Here is a 19,874-nt window from a genome sequence, read left to right as displayed (position 1 = left end):
CGGGCTCAGCGCGCCACGATCAGTGGCGTGTGGCTGATCGGATCATCCAGGATCACCGCCTCCAGCCCGAAGACCTGCCGCAGCAGATCGGGGGTCATCAGCCGGGCGGGCGGGCCCTCGGCCACCACCCGGCCCGCCGCCATCACCACCAGATGATCCGCATAGCGGCAGGCCTGGTTGAGATCATGCAGCACGGCGACGATGGTGCGCCCCTGCGTGCGGTTGAGCCGTTGCAGCAGCGTCAGCAGCTCGAGCTGATGCGCGATGTCCAGAAAGGTCGTCGGCTCGTCCAGAAGCAGGATCGGCGTCTGCTGCGCCAGCACCAGCGCGATCCAGACCCGCTGCCGCTGCCCGCCCGACAGCGCATCGACCTCGGCCTGCGCCAGATCGGCCACCCCGGTCGCCGCCATCGCCTCGGCGACGATGCGGGCATCTTCCGCGCTCCATTGCCGGAACGGCCCCTGATGCGGATAGCGGCCGCGCGCCACCAGATCCTCGACACTGATCCCCGAGGGCGCCTGCGCGCTTTGCGGCAAAAGCCCGATCTGCCGCGCCAGCGCCCGCGCGGGCAGCCGCGCGATGGCCTGACCATCCAGCAGCACCTGCCCGGCCTGCGGCGGCAAAAGATTGCACAGCCCGCGCAGAAGCGTCGATTTCCCGCAGCCATTCGGCCCGAGGATGACGGAAAACCGCCCCTCGGGCAGCGCAAGCGTGACATCGGCGCAGATCTTCCGCCCCGCATAGCCCAGCTGCAGCGCCTGCGTGCGCAACCGGCTTTGCGCCCCGGTCGCCGCGGCGATTTTGCCTTCGTCCCTCATCCCCTCTGCCCCGCGAGTCCCTGCCGTGTCAAAAGCCAGATCAGATACAGACCGCCCAGCACGCCGGTGACCTGACCGACCGGCAGCGTTGCCCCGACGGGCAGGACCCGGGTCAGCAGATCGGCCCCGGTCAGCAGCAGCGCCCCCATCAGCGCCGCGCCGAAAAGCGGTTGTTCGACCGTTCGGCCAAGCCGTTGCGCCAGCTGCGGCGCGGCCAGCGCGACAAAGGCGATCGGGCCTGCCGCACTGGTGGCCAGCGCGACCAGCAGCAGCGCGGCCAGAAGCATCGCGCCCCGCACCCGCTCGACCGCGACGCCAAGCGGCCCGGCCAGATCGTCGCCCATCGCCATCAGGGCAAGCGGCCGCATGCCGAAAAGCATCGCGGGCAGCAGCAGCGCAAGCCCCGCCCAAAGCGGCCAGACATGGCCCCAGTTGCGCCCCTCGACCGAGCCCGCCAGCCACAGATTGGCCGAGATCGCGGCGTCCAGATCGCCCTTGACCAGCAACAGCGCGTTCAGCGCGCTCAGCATCGCGCCGACGCCGATCCCGGTCAGCACCAGCCGATGGGCACCGACGCGGCCGTTCTTGCGCGCCAGAAGATAGACCCCGGCCCCGGTCAAAAGCGCCCCGGCCATCGCCGCGGGCACGACATCGGCCCCCGTGCCGCCAAAGGCGATGATCTGCAACAACGCCCCCGAGGCCGCGCCGGCGGTGAAGCCGATCACATCGGGCGAGCCCAGCGGGTTGCGCGCGATGCTTTGAAACACCGCGCCCGAGGCGCCAAGCGCCGCCCCCGCGCCCAGCGTGACCAGCAGCCTTGGCAGCCGGATGTCGAAGACCGCATGGGCAACCGCGCGCCCGGGCGCGGCGCCGGTCAGCAGCTGCCACAGATCGGCCGGGCTGACCGGAATCCGCCCCTGCAACAGCGCGGCGATGGCGCCTGCCACAAGCAGCCCCGCCAGCATCAGGTTCAGCCCCAGCCCGCGCCGATGGAGCCGCAGCGACCAGCGCCGATGCCGCAGCGTGATCCGGGCCGGGCCGCTCACAGCCCGCCCATCCGCAGCCGCCGCGCCAGCGCGATGAAGATCCCGCCGCCGATCAGCCCCGCCATGATGCCAAGGTCGATCTGCCCCGGCGCGCCGATCACCCGTCCGGCCAGATCGGCGAAAGCCACCAGCGCCGCGCCGGTCAGCATCGAGGCCAGCAGCAGCGGCCGATGCGCCGGTCCGGCGATGGGCCGCGCCAGATGCGGCGCCGCCAGACCGACAAAGCTGATCGGCCCCGCCGCCGCGGTGGCCGCGCCCGCCAGCACCACGATCACCGCCGCGGCGGCAAACCAGATCCGCCGCGGATCGGCGCCAAGGCTCTGGCCGAACTCTTGCCCCAGCGCCAGCGCATCGAGCGGCCGCGCCAGCGCCAGCGCCGCGCAAACCCCCGCCGCCCCGATCGCCGCCGTGGGCCCCAGCACCGCCCAGCCGCGCCCCTGCAGCGACCCCACCGCCCAATGGCGGAACTGATCGAAGATCGCCGCCTCGGCATTGACGGTGATCACCCGCGTCAGGGTCAGAAGCACGATCGAGAGCGCCGCCCCGGCCAGCACCAGCCGCACCGGATCATGCCCGCGCGCAAGCCCGCCGAGCCCGAAAACCGCCGCGCCCCCCAGCGCCGCCCCGAAAATGCCCGCCCAAAGCGCTGCCGTCACCTCGACATGGCCAAAGATCGCGATCTGACAGACGATCGCCAGCGTCGCCCCGGCCGAAATCCCCAAAAGCCCCGGATCGGCCAGCGGATTGCGCGTCAAGGTCTGCATCAACGCCCCCGCCGCGCCAAGCGCCGCCCCCACGACCAGCGCCAAGAAAGCCCGCGGCAGGCGCTGCTCGCGCACCAGCAGATGCGCGCCGTCGCCCGGATCAAAGGCGCTCAGCGCCGCAAGCGTCACCCGCAGCCCGATCTCGCGCGGGCCGATGAAGGGGCTGGCCAACGTGGTGCAGAGCAGGAAAAGCAGCGCCGCCCAAAGCAGCAGGCGCGGACGCGCGCGGGGGGCTTGCATGATCACGCCCCGCCGAATTGCTGCGCGATGCCCGCCACGATCTCTTGCGCGCTGTAATAATCGATCCGGAACGAATTCGGCCCCAGCCCGTAGACCTGCCCGCTGCGGACCGAGGGCAGGTTGGCGAGGATCGGATCGGCCAGAAACCGGGCGGCATCGGCCCCGGTGCCCGAAAGCAGGAAGGTCGTCTCGGCCTGCAGCGCGGTCAGATGTTCATAGCTGGCGCGGACGAAATCGGCCGAGGCCGTCGCGCCGGTCTCCTGCCAGCTCTGCGGCGGATCTTCGAGGGTGAAGCCCAGCCGTGCCAGCAGCTGGCCATGCACCCCCGTCGCGGTGGCGATCGGATTGGGGGCGCCTGCGCCGTTGTAGCTGATGATATTGGCGCGGCCCGCGGGCAGGATCAGCCGCTCCCGCGTCGCCTCCAGCTCTTGCGTGAAGCCCGCCAGAAGCGCCCCGGCCTCGGCGTCGCGGCCGGTGGCGCGGCCGAGCTGGCGCGACAGCTCCTGCCAGTCCAGCGCGCCGTAATCGAGCACCAGAACCGGCGCCACCTCGGCCAAAGCCTGCCGATGCGCCAGCGCGGAATCCGCGCCCCCGGCGGAAACCACGATCAGATCCGGGGCAAGCGCCCAGACCGCCTCCAGATCGACCGACCCGGCAGGCCAGAGCTTTTCGACCCCGCGGGTTTCGGCAACCGCCTGCCATTGCGCGAAAAACCCGCCATGCGCGGTGGTGGCGGAGCCGATCAGCGGTGCCCCGATCGCCAGCAGGCTGCCCGAGAGCGTGACCGAGCTTGAAAGCACGCGCGCGGGCGGGGCAGGCAGCTCCGTCGCGGAGCCATCGGCATTCTCAAGCCGCCGCGGCCAGCCCTCGGCGGTGCGGGCGTGCGCGGCCCGGCCGGGCAAGGCGCTGGCGCAAAGACTGGCGATCAGAAAATGGCGACGATTCATGCTTCCTCCGCGCCCGGGGCAGGGCGCCGAAGCCCGCGTCCGGCATTGCTTGCCCCGGCCTTAATTGCCGAGCAAAATACTAAGATAATCAGGCCCGTCAAGCTTTGCCTGGCCTTGCGGTGCAGCCGGGGCGGGATCGGCGGTGTCAGACATGCCCGCCGCGACCAAATTGCAACAAGCCTAGTCTTTTTGTCAGGAATCGCTTTCCGCCGCCGCCGGATCGCGTAAACGTGACGGCCCGGCCCCAGCCTTGCGGCCGGGCCGTCCCATACCGATGCCAGCCGTTTCACGCCAGCCGTCGCCATTTCAAGGAAAGCAGCATGAAACGACTGAAAGGAGCGCGCCTTTTGCGCGGCGCGAGCATTGCGGCCCTGTGTGTTCTCAGCCCGCAAACCGGGTTTGCCGAGGAGGCCGCCGAGGAAAGCTTTTCGCTGGGTACGATCGTCATCACCGGCGAAAAACTGGCCCGCAGCCTGCAACGTACCGCGTCGTCGGTGAGCGCGCTCGACGCCGCCGCCGTGGCAAAGGAAAACGAGGCCGGCAAGGACAGCCTTGCCAAGGCCGCGGAGGGGATGGCGAACGTGACCACTCCCGCCGCGGGCGGTCAGGGCGGGGCGCCGACGATCCGCGGTCAGGACAGCGAGGGGCCGAACTCGGGCGCCACCGCGTTTTTCGGCGGCACCGTGCCGCGCATGGCGGTCAGCGTCGACGGCCATTACCTGACCTATAACGAGCTGGTCTGGAGTTCGGCGGCGATCTGGGATGTCGACGGCATCGAGGTGTTCCGCGGCCCGCAAACGGTGACCCAGGGCGCCAACAGCATCGCCGGGGCGATGATCGTCACCACGAAAGACCCGAGCTTCACCCGCGAAGGCGCGGTGCAGCTGCAATATGGCAGCGACAACCGCCGCCGCGTCTCGGCAGTGGTCTCGGGGCCGGTCGCGACCGATCTGGCGGCACGGCTTTCGGTCGATTACTCTGCCCGCGACACCTATATTTCCTACACCAACCCCGCCTTTGCGCCGGGGGGCACCGAGCAGGATTTCGACGCCAGGACCCTGCGCTTCAAGCTTTTGTGGCAGCCTGCGGGGCTTTCCGGGTTCGAGGCGAAACTGAGCTTCGCCCATATCGACACCAGCCGTCCGACCTGGGAAGCGGCGATGGCGCCCTATGAGGATCTGGCAAGCACCGTCACCGGCAACCCGAGCTGGGACGTGCGCAGCAATGCCACCGTGCTGGATCTGAGCAAGGATTTCGGCAATGGCGTGAAGATCGTCAACAGCTTGCGCGTCGCCGACGTGCAGACCTCGCGGATCACCGAGCCGGTGACCTCGGGCAGCGCCGAAAACGATCAGGACATCGTCTCGAACGAGACCCGGTTGACCTTCGGCGACGAGATGTCGCAATTCAGCGGTCTGGCGGGGCTTTTCCTGTCCTCGACGAAGACCGACGAGACGCTGAACCTGCGCGGCTCGAGCGTCTATGAGGACGAAAAGCGCAGCACCGGGGTTTTCACCGAGCTGAACTATCGCTTCGCCCCCGACTGGATGGTGACCGGCGGGCTGCGCTATCAGCGCGACAGGGTGGAGCGGCGCGGCACCTCCAGCTTCACGCCCGACGTGCTGGATTATGACCGGACCTTCGATGCCTGGCTGCCGAAGCTCGCGCTCACCCATGACCTGAACGACACCACCAGCATCGGCGCGATGGTCAGCAAGGGCTACAACCCCGGCGGTGTGACGCTTGGCTTCGTGTCGAAGGACTATGTGACCTTCGAGCCGGAAACGGTCTGGAACTACGAGCTTTTCGGCCGCACGAAACTGTTTGACGAGCGGCTCGACCTGACCGGGAACCTGTTTTACAGCCGGATGAAGGATGCGCAGCGCTATGTGACCTCGGTGATCGAGGGCGGCTATACCGATGCGGTGACCGTCAATGCCGACAAGGCGGAATCCTACGGGCTGGAGCTGGGCTTCAGCTTCGCGGCGCGCGACGATCTGACCCTGCGCGGCAATCTTGGCCTCTTGCACACCGAAATCGTCAGCTTCGAAAATGCACTGGCCGATTACGAGGGGCATGAGTTCGGCCGCGCGCCCAGCCGCACGCTCAGCCTCGGCGCGGATTGGGCGATCCGTCCCGATGTGACGCTGGCGGGCACGGTGCGCTATACCGACGCCTATTTCTCGGACGACACCAATGCGACGGCGCTGCTGATCGACGCGCATACCGTGGCCGATGCCCGGGTGACCTGGACCCCGCGCGAGGATCTGTCGCTCTTCGCCTATGTGAACAACATCTTCGACGATCGTTCGGTGACCAACCTGCGGTCGCTGCAAGGCACGTTGCAGGGCACGGTGGTCGATCCGCGCTCGGTCGGCGTCGGCCTGAAGATGACCTTCTGAACGACAGCCCGGCCCCGGGACGATCCTCGGGGCCGGGCATTTGCGGGCGCCCGCCGGATCAGGGCAGCAGCGCGTCAAGCGGCCGGTCGGCGGCCCCGGCGCTGGCGAAGGCGGCAAAGCTGCGCCCGACCGCCGCCACCAGCGCCGCGACATCGGCGGCGTCGTAATGGGCGTGGCGATAGCTCATCATCACGCGCAGCCCGCGGTCGCCCTCGATCACGTCCTCGACCACCTCGAACTGCAGGCCAAGCACCGATCCGGCCTTGTCGGGATCGACCTGGCGGAAGCGGATCGGCCCCTGCGGCCCCGGCAGCGCGCCGTTCAGCCGGTTCTGGGCGTGGATCTGGATGAAGACCTCGAACATATGCGCATCAAGGGGCGCGGTGCCGCCCGACAGCGCCGCTTCGACCAGATCGATCGGGATTTCGCTGTGCGGCATCGACGCGGTGATCCGGTCGCGCACCGCGGTGATCAGCGCGCGCGGGGTCGCATCGCCGGGGGCGCGCAGGCAATGCGCGGTGACGGTGGTGAAATAGCCGATCGTGTCGAACCAGGCCGGATCGGTGCGGCCCGCGGCCGAGGTGCCGATGGTCAGCGCCTCAAGCCCGGCCAGCCGCTGCAGCGCCGCCGAGATCGCCGCATAGACGGTGTGAAACAGCGAGGCCGAGCAGGTCTTTGCCAGCGCATGCAAGCCGGTGCAGACCGCGGGCGGCACGGCGATCTCGCACCAGCCGCCCGCGGTGGCATCTTCCGGGGTCGCGGGCAGCGGCGCGGCGCCCGGGGCGCGGATCGGCTGCGGCGGCGGCGCGTCGCGCAGCGCCGTGACCCAATGTTCCAGCGACCGCGCGTCGATGCCGGCGCGGGCCTGGGCGCGGGCGAAGGCGTGAAACGGCGCGACCGGGCCGGGCCAGTCCGGGGCCTGTCCCGCCGCGCGGGCGGCATAGGCGCGGGCCAGCTCGGCCATCATCAGGTTGACCGACCATTCGTCGAGCACGACATGATGGAACAGGAAGGACAGGATCTGTCCCCCGGCGGTGCGCAAAAAGCGCAGCCGCAACGGCAGCTCTTGGGCAAGATCAAAGACATGCCCGGCTTCGGCGGCCAGCACCGGCGCGGCGTCGATGACCGGGCCCGAGGCGCGGAACCAGTCCAGCCGGTCGACCTCGGCCATCGGCACGGTCTCTTGCAGCACCGTGTCGCCCTCGGGCCGGAACCGGCTGCGCAGCGCCGGATGCCGTTCCAGCAGGTCGCGGAAGGCGGCGGCGAAGACCGTCTCGTCGACCGGGTCAAGAAAGCGCAGCACGAAGGGAATGTTGAAGGCCGGGCCATAGCCGAGCGCGGCGTGGATCTTCCACAGCGATTGCTGCGCAAGCGAGAGCGGCGCGCGGTCGACAGGGTCGGGCGCGCTGCGCCGGATCTCGACCGGGGCTGATGGCGCCGGGGCGGGCTGGGCCAGCGGCGCCAGCGCGGCGGCGGTCGGATGGGTGAAGATGTCGGCAAAGCGCAGCGCAAGCCCGTGTTCGGCGGCGAGCTGGCCGATCACCCGCGTCGCCACCAGCGAATGCCCGCCCAGATCGAAGAAATCGCAAGCCGCGGTCATCTGCGGCGCCTCGAGCGCGGCGCGGAAGGTATCAAGGATGATCGCCTCGATCCGGGCCAGATCGGTTGCGGGCTCGGTCTGCGCCTGCGGGGCCAGATCCGCCAGCAAAGCTGCGCTTTCCGGCAGGTCGGCGGCGATCGGATGGCGGATCAGCGCGAGCGCCGCGGCCCCGGGCGCCAGCGCCAGCACGAAGCGCAGCGGCGCGCCCCGGGCCAGATCCCAGGGCTCGGCGGCGACCGCCGCGATCGCCGCTTCGGCCTCGGGGGCCGCGCGCAGCGCCCGCAGCCAGAGATCGGGCCCGCGCGGCGCAAGCGCGACCCGCAGCGCGCCGCTGGCGTCGAAATGATAGCGCCGTGTCAGCTCGGGGCGGGCCAGCACGCCCTCTACCAGCGCGGCGATGACGGCGCCGGGCTCGCAGCCGGGCAGGGGCAGGGTCGCGGTGCAGATCGCGGGGGCAAGATCCGTGGCGCCCTGCTGCGCGGCAAGCCAGATCCGCGCCTCGTCGGTCCGGGCGGGGCGGCTGTGGGAAAGACTGTCGGGGGGCGGTCCGGGTTCGGTCATCATCGTTCCTGCGGTGGGGGGAAAGGGCAGGGCTTGCGCGGCCGGGGCCGGGGCTGGCTGGGGGCGGGGGGAAATCTCGGGGCGGCTCATGCCTCCTCCAGCCGCCCGGCGATCGGCCGGACGGAAGGGACGCGCGGCGGCAGGCGCGGATGGCCCGTGGCGGCGGGGCCTGCCAGCAGCGCCGCAAGCGGGGTTACAGCCGCCCCCTCGGCGCAAGACCGCGCAAGGAAGGGCACAAGCCCGGTGCAGGCCGCGTCGAAGCTCTCGGCCGAGGCCGGGTCGGCATCGATCCAGAGCGCGAGCCCGCTGCCGTCGGCCGCGGCGGCGCAGGTCAGGTTGAACCCGTCGCCCGGGCCCGCGGCCAGCACTTCGCGCCGGGCCTGGCAGCCCGCGAAATGCGGCGGGTCGAACGGCAGCAGATTGACGAGCGGCGAGAAGAAGAAGCGCTCGCCCGCGCCAAGGCCGTGATCGGCGGCCAGCTGCTCGACCCGGTAGCGCCCGTGCCGACGCAGCTGGCGCAGGCTTGCGGCGCTGCGGCCCAGCCAGGCGGCAAGGGTCTCGTCCGGCTGGCGCGTCACCACAAGCGGCAGGATGTTGACGACCAGCGCCGGGATCGTCGCGGCGACACTGCCAAGGCGGCTCATGTAGGGCAGCCAGATCGCCCGCCCGGTCCCGTCTTCGGGCAGATCGCGCACCAGCCAGGCGGCGCAGAGCAGCGTCAGCAGGTCGGGCCAGCCCAGATCCGCCGCCGCGGCCGCCCGCGCCAGCGCGGCGGGCAGTTCCGCGGGCAGCGCGGGTTCGGCGGCAAGCGCGCTGCAGCCATAGTCTTCGGCGCCCTTGCGCAGCACCGCAAGCTTCGGCCCGCCCGCCAGATGCTGCGCCCACCAGCCGCCGTCGCGGGCATGTTGCGGGCTGGCGCGATAGCGCTCTTCCTCCTCCAGATACTGTGCGAAGGGGCGCAGCGGCCCCGGTTCGGCCACCTGCCCGCGGGCCTGCGCATAAAGCGCCGCCGCCCGCCGCTCGATCAGCGCCACGCCATAGCCGTCAAGCCCGATGTGATGGCCGCGCAGATACCACAGCCAGCGCCTGGCCCCGACCCGCAGCAGCCACAGCGCGGCGAGCGGATCCTGCCGCAGATCGATCGGCGCGGCGATGTCGCGTTCCATCATCTTGCGCGCCGTCGCCTCGGGGTCGGATTCGGGATCGGCTTCATAGCGCAGGTCGTGATAGCGCAGCCCCGGGATGCGCGCGGGGTCGATCTGCTGGCGCGGCCCCTCGGGCCCGTCGCGAAAGCGCAGCGCCAGCACCTCGGCCTCCTGCGCCAGCTGGCGCAGCGCCGCGATCAGCGCCGCCTCGTCCAGATCGCCCTCGATCACCGTGCAATGCGCCACGGTCGACAGGGGCCGGTCGGGGTGGAAGCGGAATTCCTCCCAGAAATCGAGTTGCGCCAGCGTCAGGGCGTGCCAGGGGCGCGCGGCGGCCGTCGTCGGATCGGGCATCAGCGGTCCTTCCTTGAGGGTTCAGGCGGGGGTTTCAGGTGGCGGTTTCAGGCGGGGGGCAGGGCGGGCGCGGCGGCGATCAGCGCCGCCACCGCACGGGCGCTGCGCGGCGCCAGAAGCTGCATTGGCGTCAGGGCAGACCCGAAACGCGCGTTCAGCGCCGCGGCGATCGGCGCAAGATCGTCGGGCAAAAGCCCGAGATCGAGCAACGGGCTGTCCGCCGTCGCGCCTGCCCCTGTCGCGTTCCGCGGCCCGAGCCGCTCAAGGTAAAGCGCCAGAACCTGCGCCACGAGCGCCGGGTCGGCCTGCGTTTCGGCGACGGGCGCGGGCGTCCTCGGCGGGGCGCTGGCAAGCCGCCGCCCGGCGGCGCGATCCGGTTTGCCGTTGGCGGAAAGCGGCAGGTCTGGCACCGGCACGAAGCGGTCGGGCAGATGCGACGGCGGCAGGGTCTGGCGCAAAAAGGCGCGCAGCGCGCCGGAGGAGATCTCGGCCCCCGCGCGGCAGGCATAGACCGCGGCCAGCGTCGTCTCATGCCCGTCGCCCGAGACCAGATCGACCACCATCGCCGCGCGCAGCCCCGGATGCGCGGCCAGCGCGGCCTCGATCTCGGCCAGGCTGACGCGCACCCCCCGCACCTTGACATGGCTGCCGAGGCGGCCGGAAAACAGGATCACCCCGTCCGCCCGCCATCTGCCCAGATCGCCGGTGCGAAAGGCCCGCCGCGGTGGGCCCGCAGCCCCGGCCAGAGCGATGAAATCGGTCTGCATCAGGCGGCCGTCCTCCAGATAGCCAAGCGCAAGACAATCGCCCAGCGTGTGGATGCGACCGGGCACGCCGGGCGGGCAGGGCTCGCCCAAAGGGTTGCAGATCCGATATTCGGCGCCCGCCAGCGCCCGGCCATAAGGGATCGTGTCCAAGTCGCTTTCGGGCACGGTGTCGATCTCGTGCCAGATGCTCCAGATCGTCGTCTCGGTCGGCCCGCCCAAGGAGACAAGCCGCGCCCCGGGCAGCTCCGCGCGCAGCCGGGCGATGACCGCGGGCTTGATGTAATCGCCGCCCTGCGCCACCAGCCGCAGCGTCGCCAGCTGGTCGGGCCGGGCACAGGCGAGCAGCATCTCAAGGATCGCGGGCACGGAAACCCAAAGCGTCACCCCGTGCATCGCGACCAGCCGCGCCCAGTCCATCGCATCCTTTTCCTGCGCGGGCAGAACCAGCGTCGCCCCGGCGCAAAGCGTGCCGAAGACATCGAAAACCGACATGTCATGGTGCAGCGGCGTGACCGAAAGCAGCACATCCGCGCCGGTCACCTGCCAGGCCCGCAGCGATTGCGCCAGCACGTTCGCGGTGGCGCGGTTGTTCAGCACCACGCATTTCGGCGTGCCGGTGCTGCCCGAGGTGAAGAGGTAATAGGCCGGATCGCGGCTCAGGCTGCGCGCAGCCAGCGTCGCATCGTCGGGCAGGGCGCCGCCAGGCCTGCGCAGCGCCTCGGGCCCGATCGCGGCGCAACCGGCGATGGCGCGCTGCGACACCACCAGCGCCGGGGCCGCGCGGGAGAGCAGCTGATCGCGCCGGGCGGGCGGGGCGGCGGCGTCGATCGGCACCCGGATCACCCCGGCCATCGCGGTGGCAAGCTGCAGCGCGACATGATCGGGGCCGCGCGGCAGCTCGATCGCCACCACGTCGCCGGGACCGATGCCCTGCGCGGCAAGACCGGCCAGAAACGCTTCGACATCGCGGCGCAGGTCTTCATAGCTCAGCCGCCTCTCGCCGCAGATCAGCGCCGTGCCCCGGCCCGCGCGCAGCTGCGCGGCAAGGCGCGGCAGATGCGGCACCGGATCGGGGATTTCGGCGCTCTGCGCGGGCAGCGCGACCGGCACCAGCGGATCGGGCAGCACCAGCGCGCCTGCCGTGCAGATCGCCGCCAAAGCTGCCGCGATCGCGTCCAGCATCGCCACGACGGTTTCGGGCGCCAGCGCGGTTTCGGCGTAATCGGCGGCAATCTCGATCCCGCCCCCGGCCGCGCGCAGCAGCCGCAGATCCAGCGCGACCTGCGGCGTCTGGGTCAGTCCGGCGACCTCGCGCAGCGGGGCAGAGGGGTCGGGCAGCGGCCAGTTCAGCCCGTTCGTCAGCACGACAGGCAAGGCCAGCGCCGCGCCGGTGCGGGCCAGCAACTGGCGCGCCAGATCGACGCCCGACAGGCTGGAATGGGCCAGCGCCCGCATCGTTTCCGCCTGCAGCGCCGCGGCCCGCGCGGCGGCCGGACCCGGGCCGACGGCATGGTCGATCACAAGGAAGGAAGAGCGGTTGCCAAGCCCCGTGCGGTCCAGCGCCGGGGCGGTGGGCAGGCCGACGCACAGCCGCAGATCGGGGGTGAACCGCGCCAGCACCTCCAGCACGGTGAAGCTCAATAGCGTGTTCAGGAACAGCTTTTCCCGCGCGGCGATGCGGCGCAGCGACGCCACCTGCGGCGCGTCGATCCGTCTTTCGCAGCGCCGCCGCCGCGCCGGGCCAAGCTGGTCCAGCGGCAGGCGCCAGGGCAGCCGCGGCGGCTCTTCGATCCGCGCCAGCGCCGCGGCCCAATAGGCGGTATCGGCGGCCCGCTGCGCCGCATCCATCGGCGCGCTGCGGGGCGGGTCGGCGGTCTCCTCGATCCCGGGCGGGGTGGGGGCCAGCATCTGGGCGCAGATCTGCGCGATGGCCGGACCATCCAGCGCCAGCGCGTCGAATTTCACCGCCAGCGCATCCGCTTGCCCCGCGGGCATCCGCAGGGCAACGACCTGCCAGAGCGCGTCGTCAAGCGGGCAGGGCGCAGCGGCGAATTCCTCCCAGAAAGCGTCAAGCCGCGCCGCGGCATCGGGCGCCCGGGTCAGATCCAGCGTGGTCCAGGGCAGCTCGATCCGGGGCAGGCAGTGCTGGCGGCCGGTGGCGGCCTCGACGCGCAGCCGCAGCGCGGGATGGGCCGCGACAAGCTGCGACAGCCGTTCGCGCAGCGCCGCCGGGTCAAGCGTGCCGCGAAACAGCCGCGCCTCCTGCATCGCCACGCCGCCCAGCGGCAGCACCGTCTCGCGCCCCGTCAGATAGGCCCGTTGCAGCGGCGCCAGCGGCCAGCTGCGCGGCGGCACCGGCGCCTGCGCCAACGCCCGCAACCGCCCGAGCACCCGGGCGAAAAGCGCCTCGGTCCAGGCGCGGTCCAGCAGGTCAAGCCGGATGTCCCAGTTCAGCAAGATCCCCTCGCCAAGCCGGGCGATCTGCGCATCCAGCGCTACGCCCGGCCCCTGCGACACGCTCCAGACCAGATCGCCCAGCACGCGCCGCGCCCGGTCGCTCAGGATCGAGCCGCGCGGATGGTCCAGCCCGGCGGTGAAGACGACCGGCGCCGCGGGCATCCGGCCAAGCTGCCGGGCAAGATCGCGCAGCAGCTGGGGGCCGGGGCAGGCGGCCTGCGCGATGCCCTGCACCAGCCCCGCCTGCACCCGCGGCGCCAGCGCGGACAGATCGTCCTGCAGCCCCGCAAGGCCCAGAAGGGTGAAGTTCGAAGCCTCGCCGATCTCCGGCTCCGCCGCGTCGCGGTGAAAGAGCGGCACGGTCAGGCGCAACGCCGTCTGGCCGCAGGCCCGGCCAAGTTCCTGCGCGAAAACCGCCAGCGCCAGCGCCGAGGGCGTCACCCGCAGCGCCCGGGCCTGGGCGAGAAATCCGCGCGCCTGCGCCGGATCAAGCGTCGCCGCCAGCCGCGTGCTGCGCGCGCGGCGGTCATGGGGCGCGGCATCCGGGGCGGGCAGGCGGGGGGGCTCGGGCAGGGTGGCCAGACGGTCCCGCCACCAGTCCCGCGCCTGCGCCAGGGCCTGCGCATCGAGCGGCCGGTCGGGTCGGTCGGCGGGGTCCGGGGCGGGCGGGGCCTCCTCCGGGCCGTCCTCGTAAAGCTGCGCCAGATCGTCCAGCAGCGCGGGCAGGCAGGAGGGATCGGCCGCCACCATGTCAAGATCAAGATGCAGCCGGTGCCCGCCCCCGGGTAGCAGGCTGAGCGTGGCCTCAAGGGGTTGGCCCGCCGCCAACGGCAGGCGCTGGTGGGTCTTGTCCTCGCGCAGCCGTGCCAGCGCCGTCTCGACCGCCTGCGGGTCACGCCCGCGCAGGTCGTGCTGGCGCAGCGCATGGCCGGGGCCGGGGGGCACGATCGCCGCCCGCCCCTCGGCCGAGACCGAGAGCCGCAGGGCCGGATGCCGCGCGATCAGCGCCGCAAAGGCCTGCGCCAGCCGCGCGGGCGCAAGCGGGCGCGCCGCGTTGCGGGGTTCAAGTTCGACATAAAGATGCGCCGAAGGCGCCTGCGGATCGCGCCCCCCGGCATGTCCGTTGATCCAGCAAGCGGTCTGCATCGGCGTCAGGTCAGGCATCGGATCTCACCCAGTTGACATTTGTTGATATAAATACTCAACTATAGCAGCCCGTCAACCTGTGGCCTGCGGGCGCCGGACCGGAGACCGGATCCGGGCGGCACTGACAGCGGAGGCGGGCCCAGGCCGCCCCGAACGGACCGATTTGCAATGACCGATTTCACCCCCTGGCCGGACGACCTCGCGCAGCGTTACCGGCAAAAGGGCTACTGGCTGGATGCGCCGCTGACGCGCGGGCTGGAAACCCAGGCGCGGCAGCGGCCCGAGGCCTGCGCGATCCGTTGCGGCGCGCGCGCGATCAGCTATGGCACGCTGGACCGGATGGCCACGGCGCTGGCGCGGCGGCTTCTGGCACGGGGGCTGCGCCCGGGCGACACGGCGCTGGTGCAGCTGCCGAACCGGGCCGAGTTCTTCGTCACCTTCCTTGCGCTGCTGAAGGCCGGGATCACCCCGGTCAATGCGCTTTTCAGCCATCGCGCGCTGGAGCTGCGGTCTTATGCCGAACAGCTGCGGCCGAAGCTGCTGATCGCCGCGCGCAGCCATCCGCTGTTTCACGACGACCGATTCGCCGCCGAGTTGCGCACGCGCTCGGACCGGCTGGCGCTGTGCCTTTATCTCGACGATCCCGACCCGGTGCGGGATCTTGCCGCCTGGGCCACGCCTGACGGGGCCTGGGATGGGGGGCCGCTGCCCCGGATCGATCCCGGCGCGGTCGCCTTTTTCCAGCTTTCGGGCGGCAGCACCGGCACGCCGAAGCTGATCCCGCGCACCCATAACGATTACGATTATTCGATCCGGGCCAGCGCCGAAATCTGCGCGCTGACGCCGGATACGGTGTTTCTTTGCGCGCTGCCCGCGCCGCATAACTACGTGCTCAGCTCGCCCGGCGCGCTTGGCGTGTTCCATGCCGGCGGCACCGTGGTGATGGCCCCCAACCCCGAACCGCAGCTCTGTTTCGAGCTGATCGCGCGGCATCGGGTGACGATGGCGGCGCTGGTGCCCTCGGCGGTCGGGCTCTGGCTGGAGGCGGTGCGCGACGGGCTTGCCGTGCCCGAAAGCCTGGCGCTGCTGCAGGTCGGCGGCGCCAGTTTCGCCGAGGCGCTCGCCCGGCAGGTTCCGGAGCTGCTGGGCTGCGCCTTGCAGCAGGTCTTCGGCATGGCCGAGGGGCTGGTGAACTACACCCGTCTGGACGATCCGCCCGAGCGCATCTTCACCACCCAGGGACGGCCGATCAGCCCCGATGACGAGATCCGCGTGCGCGATGCCACGGGCCGCGATTGCGCGCCGGGCGAGACCGGGCAGCTCTGGGTGCGCGGGCCCTATACGTTCCGCGGCTATTTCCGCAGCCCGGCACAGAATGCCGCCGCCTTCGATGCCGAGGGCTTCTATCACAGCGGCGATCTGGTGCAGCGCGACGCCGCGGGCTATCTGCGCGTCGTCGGCCGGGTCAAGGACCAGATCAACCGCGGCGGCGAGAAGATCGCGGCCGAGGAGATCGAGGCGCTGTTGCTGCGCCATCCCGAGGTGGTGCAGGCGGCGCTCGTCTCTGAACCCGACCCGCGGCTGGGCGAGCGCAGCTGCGCCTGTCTCGTGTTGCGCCAGCCGCTGCGGCCGGTCGTGCTGCGCCGCCATCTGATCGCCGCGGGCGTGGCCGATTACAAGCTGCCCGACCGGTTCGCCTTTCTTGAGGCGATGCCGCTGACCCCGGTCGGCAAGATCGACAAGCGGGCCCTGCGCGCCGCGATCCTGCCCGCCGCGGATGCCCCCCGATGACCCCTGATCCCCAAGGAGAGCCGAATGACCCTGACTGCCCATACCGACACCGCCGATCGTGACTGGCTTCTCGCGCGCCTCGGTGCGCTTTTGGAGGACGAGGGGCCGATCGACCCGGCCGAGAGCCTGATTTATTATGGGCTGGATTCGCTGCGGGTGATGACCCTGGCGGCCGAGCTGAAGGCGCGCGGCATCGCCGTCAGCTTCGAGGATCTGGCCAGCGCGCCGACGCTGCAGGCCTGGGAGGCGCTGATCGCGGCGCGGCGCGGTGGCTGAGCCGCACCCGGGTCTGGCGGGCTGGGAACGGCCGCTGGCGCAGCTGCGGGCGGCGCTGCCCGGCTGTCGGGCCGAGATGCGCCCGGCCGCGCCGGTCCCGCCCGGGGTGCCGCGCCTGCGCCGCCGGGCAGAATATCGCGCCGGGCGGTTGGCCGCCGCCGCCGCCGCGCGCGCGCTTTGCGGCACGCCCTGTCTGGCCGGGCGCAGCGCCAGGGGCGCGCCGGTCTGGCCCGCGGGGCTGTGCGGCGCGATCAGCCATTGCGACGGGCAGGCGATCGCCCTTCTGGGCGCCGCCACGCTTTGGGGCGGGCTTGGCATCGACATCGAGCAGCATCTGACCCCGCCGCTTGCACAGCAGATCGCCTCGGTGGCCCTGACCGCGGCGGAACAGGAGGCCTTCGGCGCCGATCCGCGCTGGGTCGGGCTGATCTTTTCGGTGAAGGAAAGTCTTTTCAAGGCCTTGAGCCCGCAGATCGGGCAAGGCTTCGATTTCGGCGCGGCCGAGCTTTGCCCCGCGACAGCGGCAGAGCCGCCCATGCTGCGGCTGACGCGCGATCTGGCGCCGGGCTGGTTCGCGGGGCGGCGGATCGGGGCGGTGCTTTTGGCCGGACCGGCGGGGGTGATGACGGCCGTTGCCCTGCCGCGCGAGGACGGCAGGGCCGGGGCTCAGCCGCGAAGCGTGGCGCCGCCGTCGATGTAAAGATCGGCCATGGTGATGTGGCCCGCCTGATCCGAGAGCAGGAACACCGCCGCCTGCGCGATATCGGCGGGCGTCGCCAGCTTGCCCAGCGGAATCCCGGTGCGGAACCTGGCGCCATCGCCCGCGATCACCCGCGCCGGGCCCTGATCGTCTGTCCACATCGCCGTCTGCATCGGCGTCAGCGTCGAGCCGGGCGCAAGCACGTTGCAACGCAGGCCCTGCCGCGCCAGTTCCAGCCCGAGGCAGCGGGTCAGCATGGTCAGCGCCGCCTTCGAGGCGCAATAGGCGCCCATCCCCAGCCGCGGAATCCCCGCGGCATTCGAGCTGACCACCACCAGCGCCGCCCCGGGCTGTCGCACCAGCCGCCGCCCGAGCGCCTGCAGCAGATGGAAACTGCCATCAAGGTTGATCGCCATCACCCGGCGCCAGTCCTCGGCCGTCATCTCGAGCAACGGACCAAGCGCCAGCACCCCGGCGGTATGGGCGGCAAGGCCGATCGGCCCCGCCTGCGCCTCGGCCGTGGCCAGCATCGCCTCGATCGCGGCGGGGTCGCGCAGATCGCAGGGCAGCCAGATCCCGGCGCAGGCGCGGATGTCGTCGGGCAGGCTGGCCAGCGCTTCGGCGGTATCGGTGGCAATGACGCGCGCCCCCGCGTCGTGCAGCAGGCGGACGGTTTCGCGGCCGATGCCGCCCGCCGCGCCGGTGACCAACGCCCGGCGCCCGGAAAATCCGCTCAGGCGCATCTTGCCACCTCCCTCAGCGTGGCAAGGGCGTCGCGCGTCGCGATCACCCCGCCACAGGTGCCCGCCACCCATCGCAGCGCCATCTCGTGGCGCCCGGCGTCGAAATCGGCCTGGGCATCGGCGATGGCAAAGGGCTCGATATCGCGCTGGAACGCCTCGGCGGCGGTGGCAAGACAGCCGATATGGGCATAAACCCCGGTGATCAGCAGCTGATCGCGGCCGCGCGCGCGCATCAGGGTTTCGAGGTTCGAACGCTGAAAGGCGCTGTAGCGGTGCTTGGTCAGCACCAGATCGCCCGGCGAGGGGGCAAGGTCGGGCAGAATGTCCTGATGCTCCGGGCGGCGCGACATCCCGGCCCCCCAGAGATCGGCCTGAAGGCCACGGTCGATGCGCAGCTGGGCGCCCTCCTGCGCGGTGTAGAAAACCGGCATGCCACAGGCCCGGGCGGCCCGGGCGAGGGTGGCGATATTGTCGATCACCGCGGGCAGCGGCGCCGCCTCCTGCGGGAAGGGCGCGCAGAAATAGCGCTGCATGTCATGGATCAGCAGCGCCGCGCGGTCGGGCGCGACATGCCAGGGGGCACGGGCCGCGGGCAGCGCCTCGGGGCGGGGCAGGGGATAGGAGAGAATGCCGGGAAGGGCCATCTGGATGTCCTGTGCTCAGTCGTGACGGGGATCGAAGTCATGCAATGCCGCCTCGCGCGGCAGGTCGCGCAATGCCGCGTCCCGCGGCAGGCCGAGCGCGGCCAGAAGGGCGCCGAATTTCGCGCCGGTCTCGGCCGCCTCGGCGCGCGGTTCCGAGCCGAGCACGATGCCCGCGCCCGCATAAAGCCGCGCCTGGGCGCCGCAAAGTTCCGCGCAGCGGATCGCCACATGCCAGTCGCCATCGCCGCGCCGGTCGCACCAACCCACGGCCCCGGCATAGAAATCGCGCTCGACCGGCTCGAGGCTGCGGATCAGCCCGGCGGCCCGCGCACAGGGCAGGCCGCAGACCGCAGGCGTCGGATGCAGCCGCGCGGCCAGCATCACGGCGGGGGTGTCGGGATCCTTCAGCCGCCCGGTGATCCGGGTGCCGATATGCCACATCGAGCGGGTTTTGGTCAGCGCGGTGCCCTCGGGGGTCGAAAGCTCGGCGCAGTCGGGGGCAAGCAGGTCGAGGATGTAATCGACCACCAGCCGATGCTCGCGCTGATCCTTTTCCGACCGGGCCAGCGCCTGCGCCGCCCGGGCATCGGCCTCGCGCTCCTCGCACCGCCGCGCCGAGCCCGCCAGCGGATGGGACAGGATCGTCGCGCCGCGCTTTTGCAACAGCAGCTCCGGCGTCGCCCCGACCAGATGGCGCGGCGCCGCCTGATCGGCGCGCGGCGGCAGCGAGACCTGGAAGGCGGTCACCGACGGATCCTCGCTCAGCCGGGCCAGCACCTCGCGCATCGGGAAGGCCTGCGCCTCCTCGACCAGCAGGGTGCGGGCCAGGACGATCTTTTGCAGCGCCTCGGGCAGGCCGTCTTCGCGGCGCATGATCTCGAGCGCGCGGGCGACGCTGTCGATATAGCCGCGGGCGGGTGGTTGCGGGCGCGGCAGGGGGGCGGGAGGGGGCGGGGTTGCGGGGCGGCCGGGCCCCGTGGCCGTAACGGCATCGCCGGGCCAGACCCCGTCGCCGCGCGCCGCCTGCCACAGGCAGTCGGGCCGGGTGGTGTCGAAGGGCAGGGCCCCGCCGATCACCGCGCCATCGGCCGGGCCGGCAAAGAAGGGCGCCAGGCGGTCGGCCAGGCTTTCGCGCGTGCCGCGCGCAAGCGCCCGGCCCGGGCCCGCGGCGCAGACCCGCCCGGCGGCGTTGCGAAAGGCGAAGGGCTGGTCGAACCCGGCGGGGGCGCCGACATCGGCGCTTGAAGCAAGGGAGGGCATGGTCATGCAGCAAACTCGGCATTGCGCGCGGGGCGTCTCTCGCGCTGGGGTTGTGGTCATGCGCCGCGAAAAAACGCCGATCGCGCAAGGCGATGCGGAGCGGTGCGGGGATCTGCGGGAAGGGTCGCTCCTTCTGTCGTCGGCCCGTGGGGGCCCGACAGAAGCATGCCCCTGCGGGACTTGCTGCCTGCCCGGATCATGTCAGAGCCGCGG

General features: G+C 71.6%; 14 protein-coding genes. 4 read left to right on the top strand and 10 right to left on the bottom strand.

What is annotated here, in order from left to right; translation table 11 throughout:
* Positions 1-5 precede the first annotated feature (5 nt).
* From LY44_RS16710 to fepB, 4 genes are read right to left on the bottom strand one after another with little or no spacing between them, the layout of a single operon-like run.
* On the bottom strand, positions 6-818 hold the full coding sequence (locus LY44_RS16710) for an ABC transporter ATP-binding protein (protein ID WP_055211260.1): 813 nt from the start codon (positions 816-818) through the stop codon (positions 6-8).
* On the bottom strand, positions 815-1,864 hold the full coding sequence (locus LY44_RS16705; protein WP_055211258.1) for a FecCD family ABC transporter permease: 1,050 nt from the start codon (positions 1,862-1,864) through the stop codon (positions 815-817). Before LY44_RS16705 ends, LY44_RS16710 begins: the two co-directional genes overlap by 4 nt.
* Complete coding sequence (locus tag LY44_RS16700) at positions 1,861-2,868, bottom strand: FecCD family ABC transporter permease (protein ID WP_055211256.1); 1,008 nt, start codon at positions 2,866-2,868, stop codon at positions 1,861-1,863. The genes LY44_RS16705 and LY44_RS16700 overlap by 4 nt, the downstream gene beginning before the upstream one ends.
* Before the next feature lie 2 nt (positions 2,869-2,870).
* Entirely contained in the window at positions 2,871-3,815 is a 945-nt protein-coding gene (gene fepB / locus LY44_RS16695) for a Fe2+-enterobactin ABC transporter substrate-binding protein (RefSeq protein WP_055211255.1), read from the bottom strand.
* Positions 3,816-4,135: 320 nt separating this feature from the next.
* Between fepB and LY44_RS16690 the strand changes: the two genes are divergently transcribed.
* Positions 4,136-6,217 carry a TonB-dependent receptor gene (locus LY44_RS16690; protein WP_055211253.1) on the top strand — a complete coding sequence of 694 codons (2,082 nt, stop codon included), beginning with the start codon at positions 4,136-4,138 and terminating at the stop codon, positions 6,215-6,217.
* Between the two features lie 58 nt (positions 6,218-6,275).
* Here the strand turns inward: LY44_RS16690 and LY44_RS16685 are convergent, their stop codons facing one another.
* The 3 genes from LY44_RS16685 to LY44_RS16675 form a co-directional block, all read right to left on the bottom strand.
* Complete coding sequence (locus LY44_RS16685; protein WP_161805947.1) at positions 6,276-8,378, bottom strand: condensation domain-containing protein; 2,103 nt, start codon at positions 8,376-8,378, stop codon at positions 6,276-6,278.
* An 86-nt stretch (positions 8,379-8,464) separates the two neighbouring features.
* The gene (locus LY44_RS16680; protein ID WP_065118403.1) at positions 8,465-9,877 is read right to left on the bottom strand and encodes a condensation domain-containing protein; all 1,413 of its coding nucleotides are present in this window, start codon (positions 9,875-9,877) and stop codon (positions 8,465-8,467) included.
* Positions 9,878-9,924: 47 nt separating this feature from the next.
* Positions 9,925-14,265: an amino acid adenylation domain-containing protein gene (locus LY44_RS16675; protein WP_055211249.1), complete on the bottom strand. Its 4,341-nt coding sequence runs from the start codon at positions 14,263-14,265 to the stop codon at positions 9,925-9,927.
* A 150-nt stretch (positions 14,266-14,415) separates the two neighbouring features.
* On the opposite strand from LY44_RS16675, the gene LY44_RS16670 reads away from it, so the two are divergent.
* From LY44_RS16670 to LY44_RS16660, 3 genes are read left to right on the top strand one after another with little or no spacing between them, the layout of a single operon-like run.
* Entirely contained in the window at positions 14,416-16,038 is a 1,623-nt protein-coding gene (locus tag LY44_RS16670) for a (2,3-dihydroxybenzoyl)adenylate synthase (protein ID WP_055211247.1), read from the top strand.
* 24 nt (positions 16,039-16,062) lie between these two features.
* Positions 16,063-16,314 (top strand): phosphopantetheine-binding protein, encoded by a 252-nt coding sequence (locus LY44_RS16665; RefSeq protein WP_055211245.1) that lies wholly within the window; start codon positions 16,063-16,065, stop codon positions 16,312-16,314.
* Positions 16,307-17,014 (top strand): 4'-phosphopantetheinyl transferase family protein, encoded by a 708-nt coding sequence (locus tag LY44_RS16660; RefSeq protein ID WP_111396064.1) that lies wholly within the window; start codon positions 16,307-16,309, stop codon positions 17,012-17,014. The genes LY44_RS16665 and LY44_RS16660 overlap by 8 nt, the downstream gene beginning before the upstream one ends.
* Here the strand turns inward: LY44_RS16660 and LY44_RS16655 are convergent.
* Genes LY44_RS16655 through LY44_RS16645 form a run of 3 tightly spaced genes read right to left on the bottom strand, consistent with a single transcriptional unit; the run spans position 16,981 to position 19,667 of the window.
* Positions 16,981-17,757 (bottom strand): SDR family oxidoreductase, encoded by a 777-nt coding sequence (locus LY44_RS16655; RefSeq protein ID WP_055211427.1) that lies wholly within the window; start codon positions 17,755-17,757, stop codon positions 16,981-16,983. The two genes, LY44_RS16660 and LY44_RS16655, sit on opposite strands and share 34 nt — an antisense overlap.
* Positions 17,748-18,401: an isochorismatase family protein gene (locus tag LY44_RS16650; RefSeq protein ID WP_055211429.1), complete on the bottom strand. Its 654-nt coding sequence runs from the start codon at positions 18,399-18,401 to the stop codon at positions 17,748-17,750. The genes LY44_RS16655 and LY44_RS16650 overlap by 10 nt, the downstream gene beginning before the upstream one ends.
* Before the next feature lie 15 nt (positions 18,402-18,416).
* Positions 18,417-19,667: an isochorismate synthase gene (locus LY44_RS16645; protein WP_065118406.1), complete on the bottom strand. Its 1,251-nt coding sequence runs from the start codon at positions 19,665-19,667 to the stop codon at positions 18,417-18,419.
* Positions 19,668-19,874: the final 207 nt, after the last annotated feature.

It is taken from the genome of Rhodobacter capsulatus (genome assembly GCF_003254295.1).
GTDB classification, from domain to species: Bacteria; Pseudomonadota; Alphaproteobacteria; order Rhodobacterales; family Rhodobacteraceae; genus Rhodobacter; species Rhodobacter capsulatus.
This window is presented reverse-complemented; position numbering and strand designations above follow the sequence as displayed.

Bases quoted from the DNA above. Each gene is read 5' to 3' on its own strand.
- LY44_RS16650 (WP_055211429.1), bottom strand. From the start codon at position 18,401: ATGGCCCTTCCCGGCATTCTCTCCTATCCCCTGCCCCGCCCCGAGGCG.
- fepB (WP_055211255.1), bottom strand. From the start codon at position 3,815: ATGAATCGTCGCCATTTTCTGATCGCCAGTCTTTGCGCCAGCGCCTTG.
- LY44_RS16680 (WP_065118403.1), bottom strand. From the start codon at position 9,877: ATGCCCGATCCGACGACGGCCGCCGCGCGCCCCTGGCACGCCCTGACG.
- LY44_RS16700 (WP_055211256.1), bottom strand. From the start codon at position 2,868: ATGCAAGCCCCCCGCGCGCGTCCGCGCCTGCTGCTTTGGGCGGCGCTG.
- LY44_RS16670 (WP_055211247.1), top strand. From the start codon at position 14,416: ATGACCGATTTCACCCCCTGGCCGGACGACCTCGCGCAGCGTTACCGG.
- LY44_RS16655 (WP_055211427.1), bottom strand. From the start codon at position 17,757: ATGCGCCTGAGCGGATTTTCCGGGCGCCGGGCGTTGGTCACCGGCGCG.
- LY44_RS16710 (WP_055211260.1), bottom strand. From the start codon at position 818: ATGAGGGACGAAGGCAAAATCGCCGCGGCGACCGGGGCGCAAAGCCGG.
- LY44_RS16690 (WP_055211253.1), top strand. From the start codon at position 4,136: ATGAAACGACTGAAAGGAGCGCGCCTTTTGCGCGGCGCGAGCATTGCG.
- LY44_RS16675 (WP_055211249.1), bottom strand. From the start codon at position 14,265: ATGCCTGACCTGACGCCGATGCAGACCGCTTGCTGGATCAACGGACAT.
- LY44_RS16685 (WP_161805947.1), bottom strand. From the start codon at position 8,378: ATGACCGAACCCGGACCGCCCCCCGACAGTCTTTCCCACAGCCGCCCC.
- LY44_RS16645 (WP_065118406.1), bottom strand. From the start codon at position 19,667: ATGACCATGCCCTCCCTTGCTTCAAGCGCCGATGTCGGCGCCCCCGCC.
- LY44_RS16665 (WP_055211245.1), top strand. From the start codon at position 16,063: ATGACCCTGACTGCCCATACCGACACCGCCGATCGTGACTGGCTTCTC.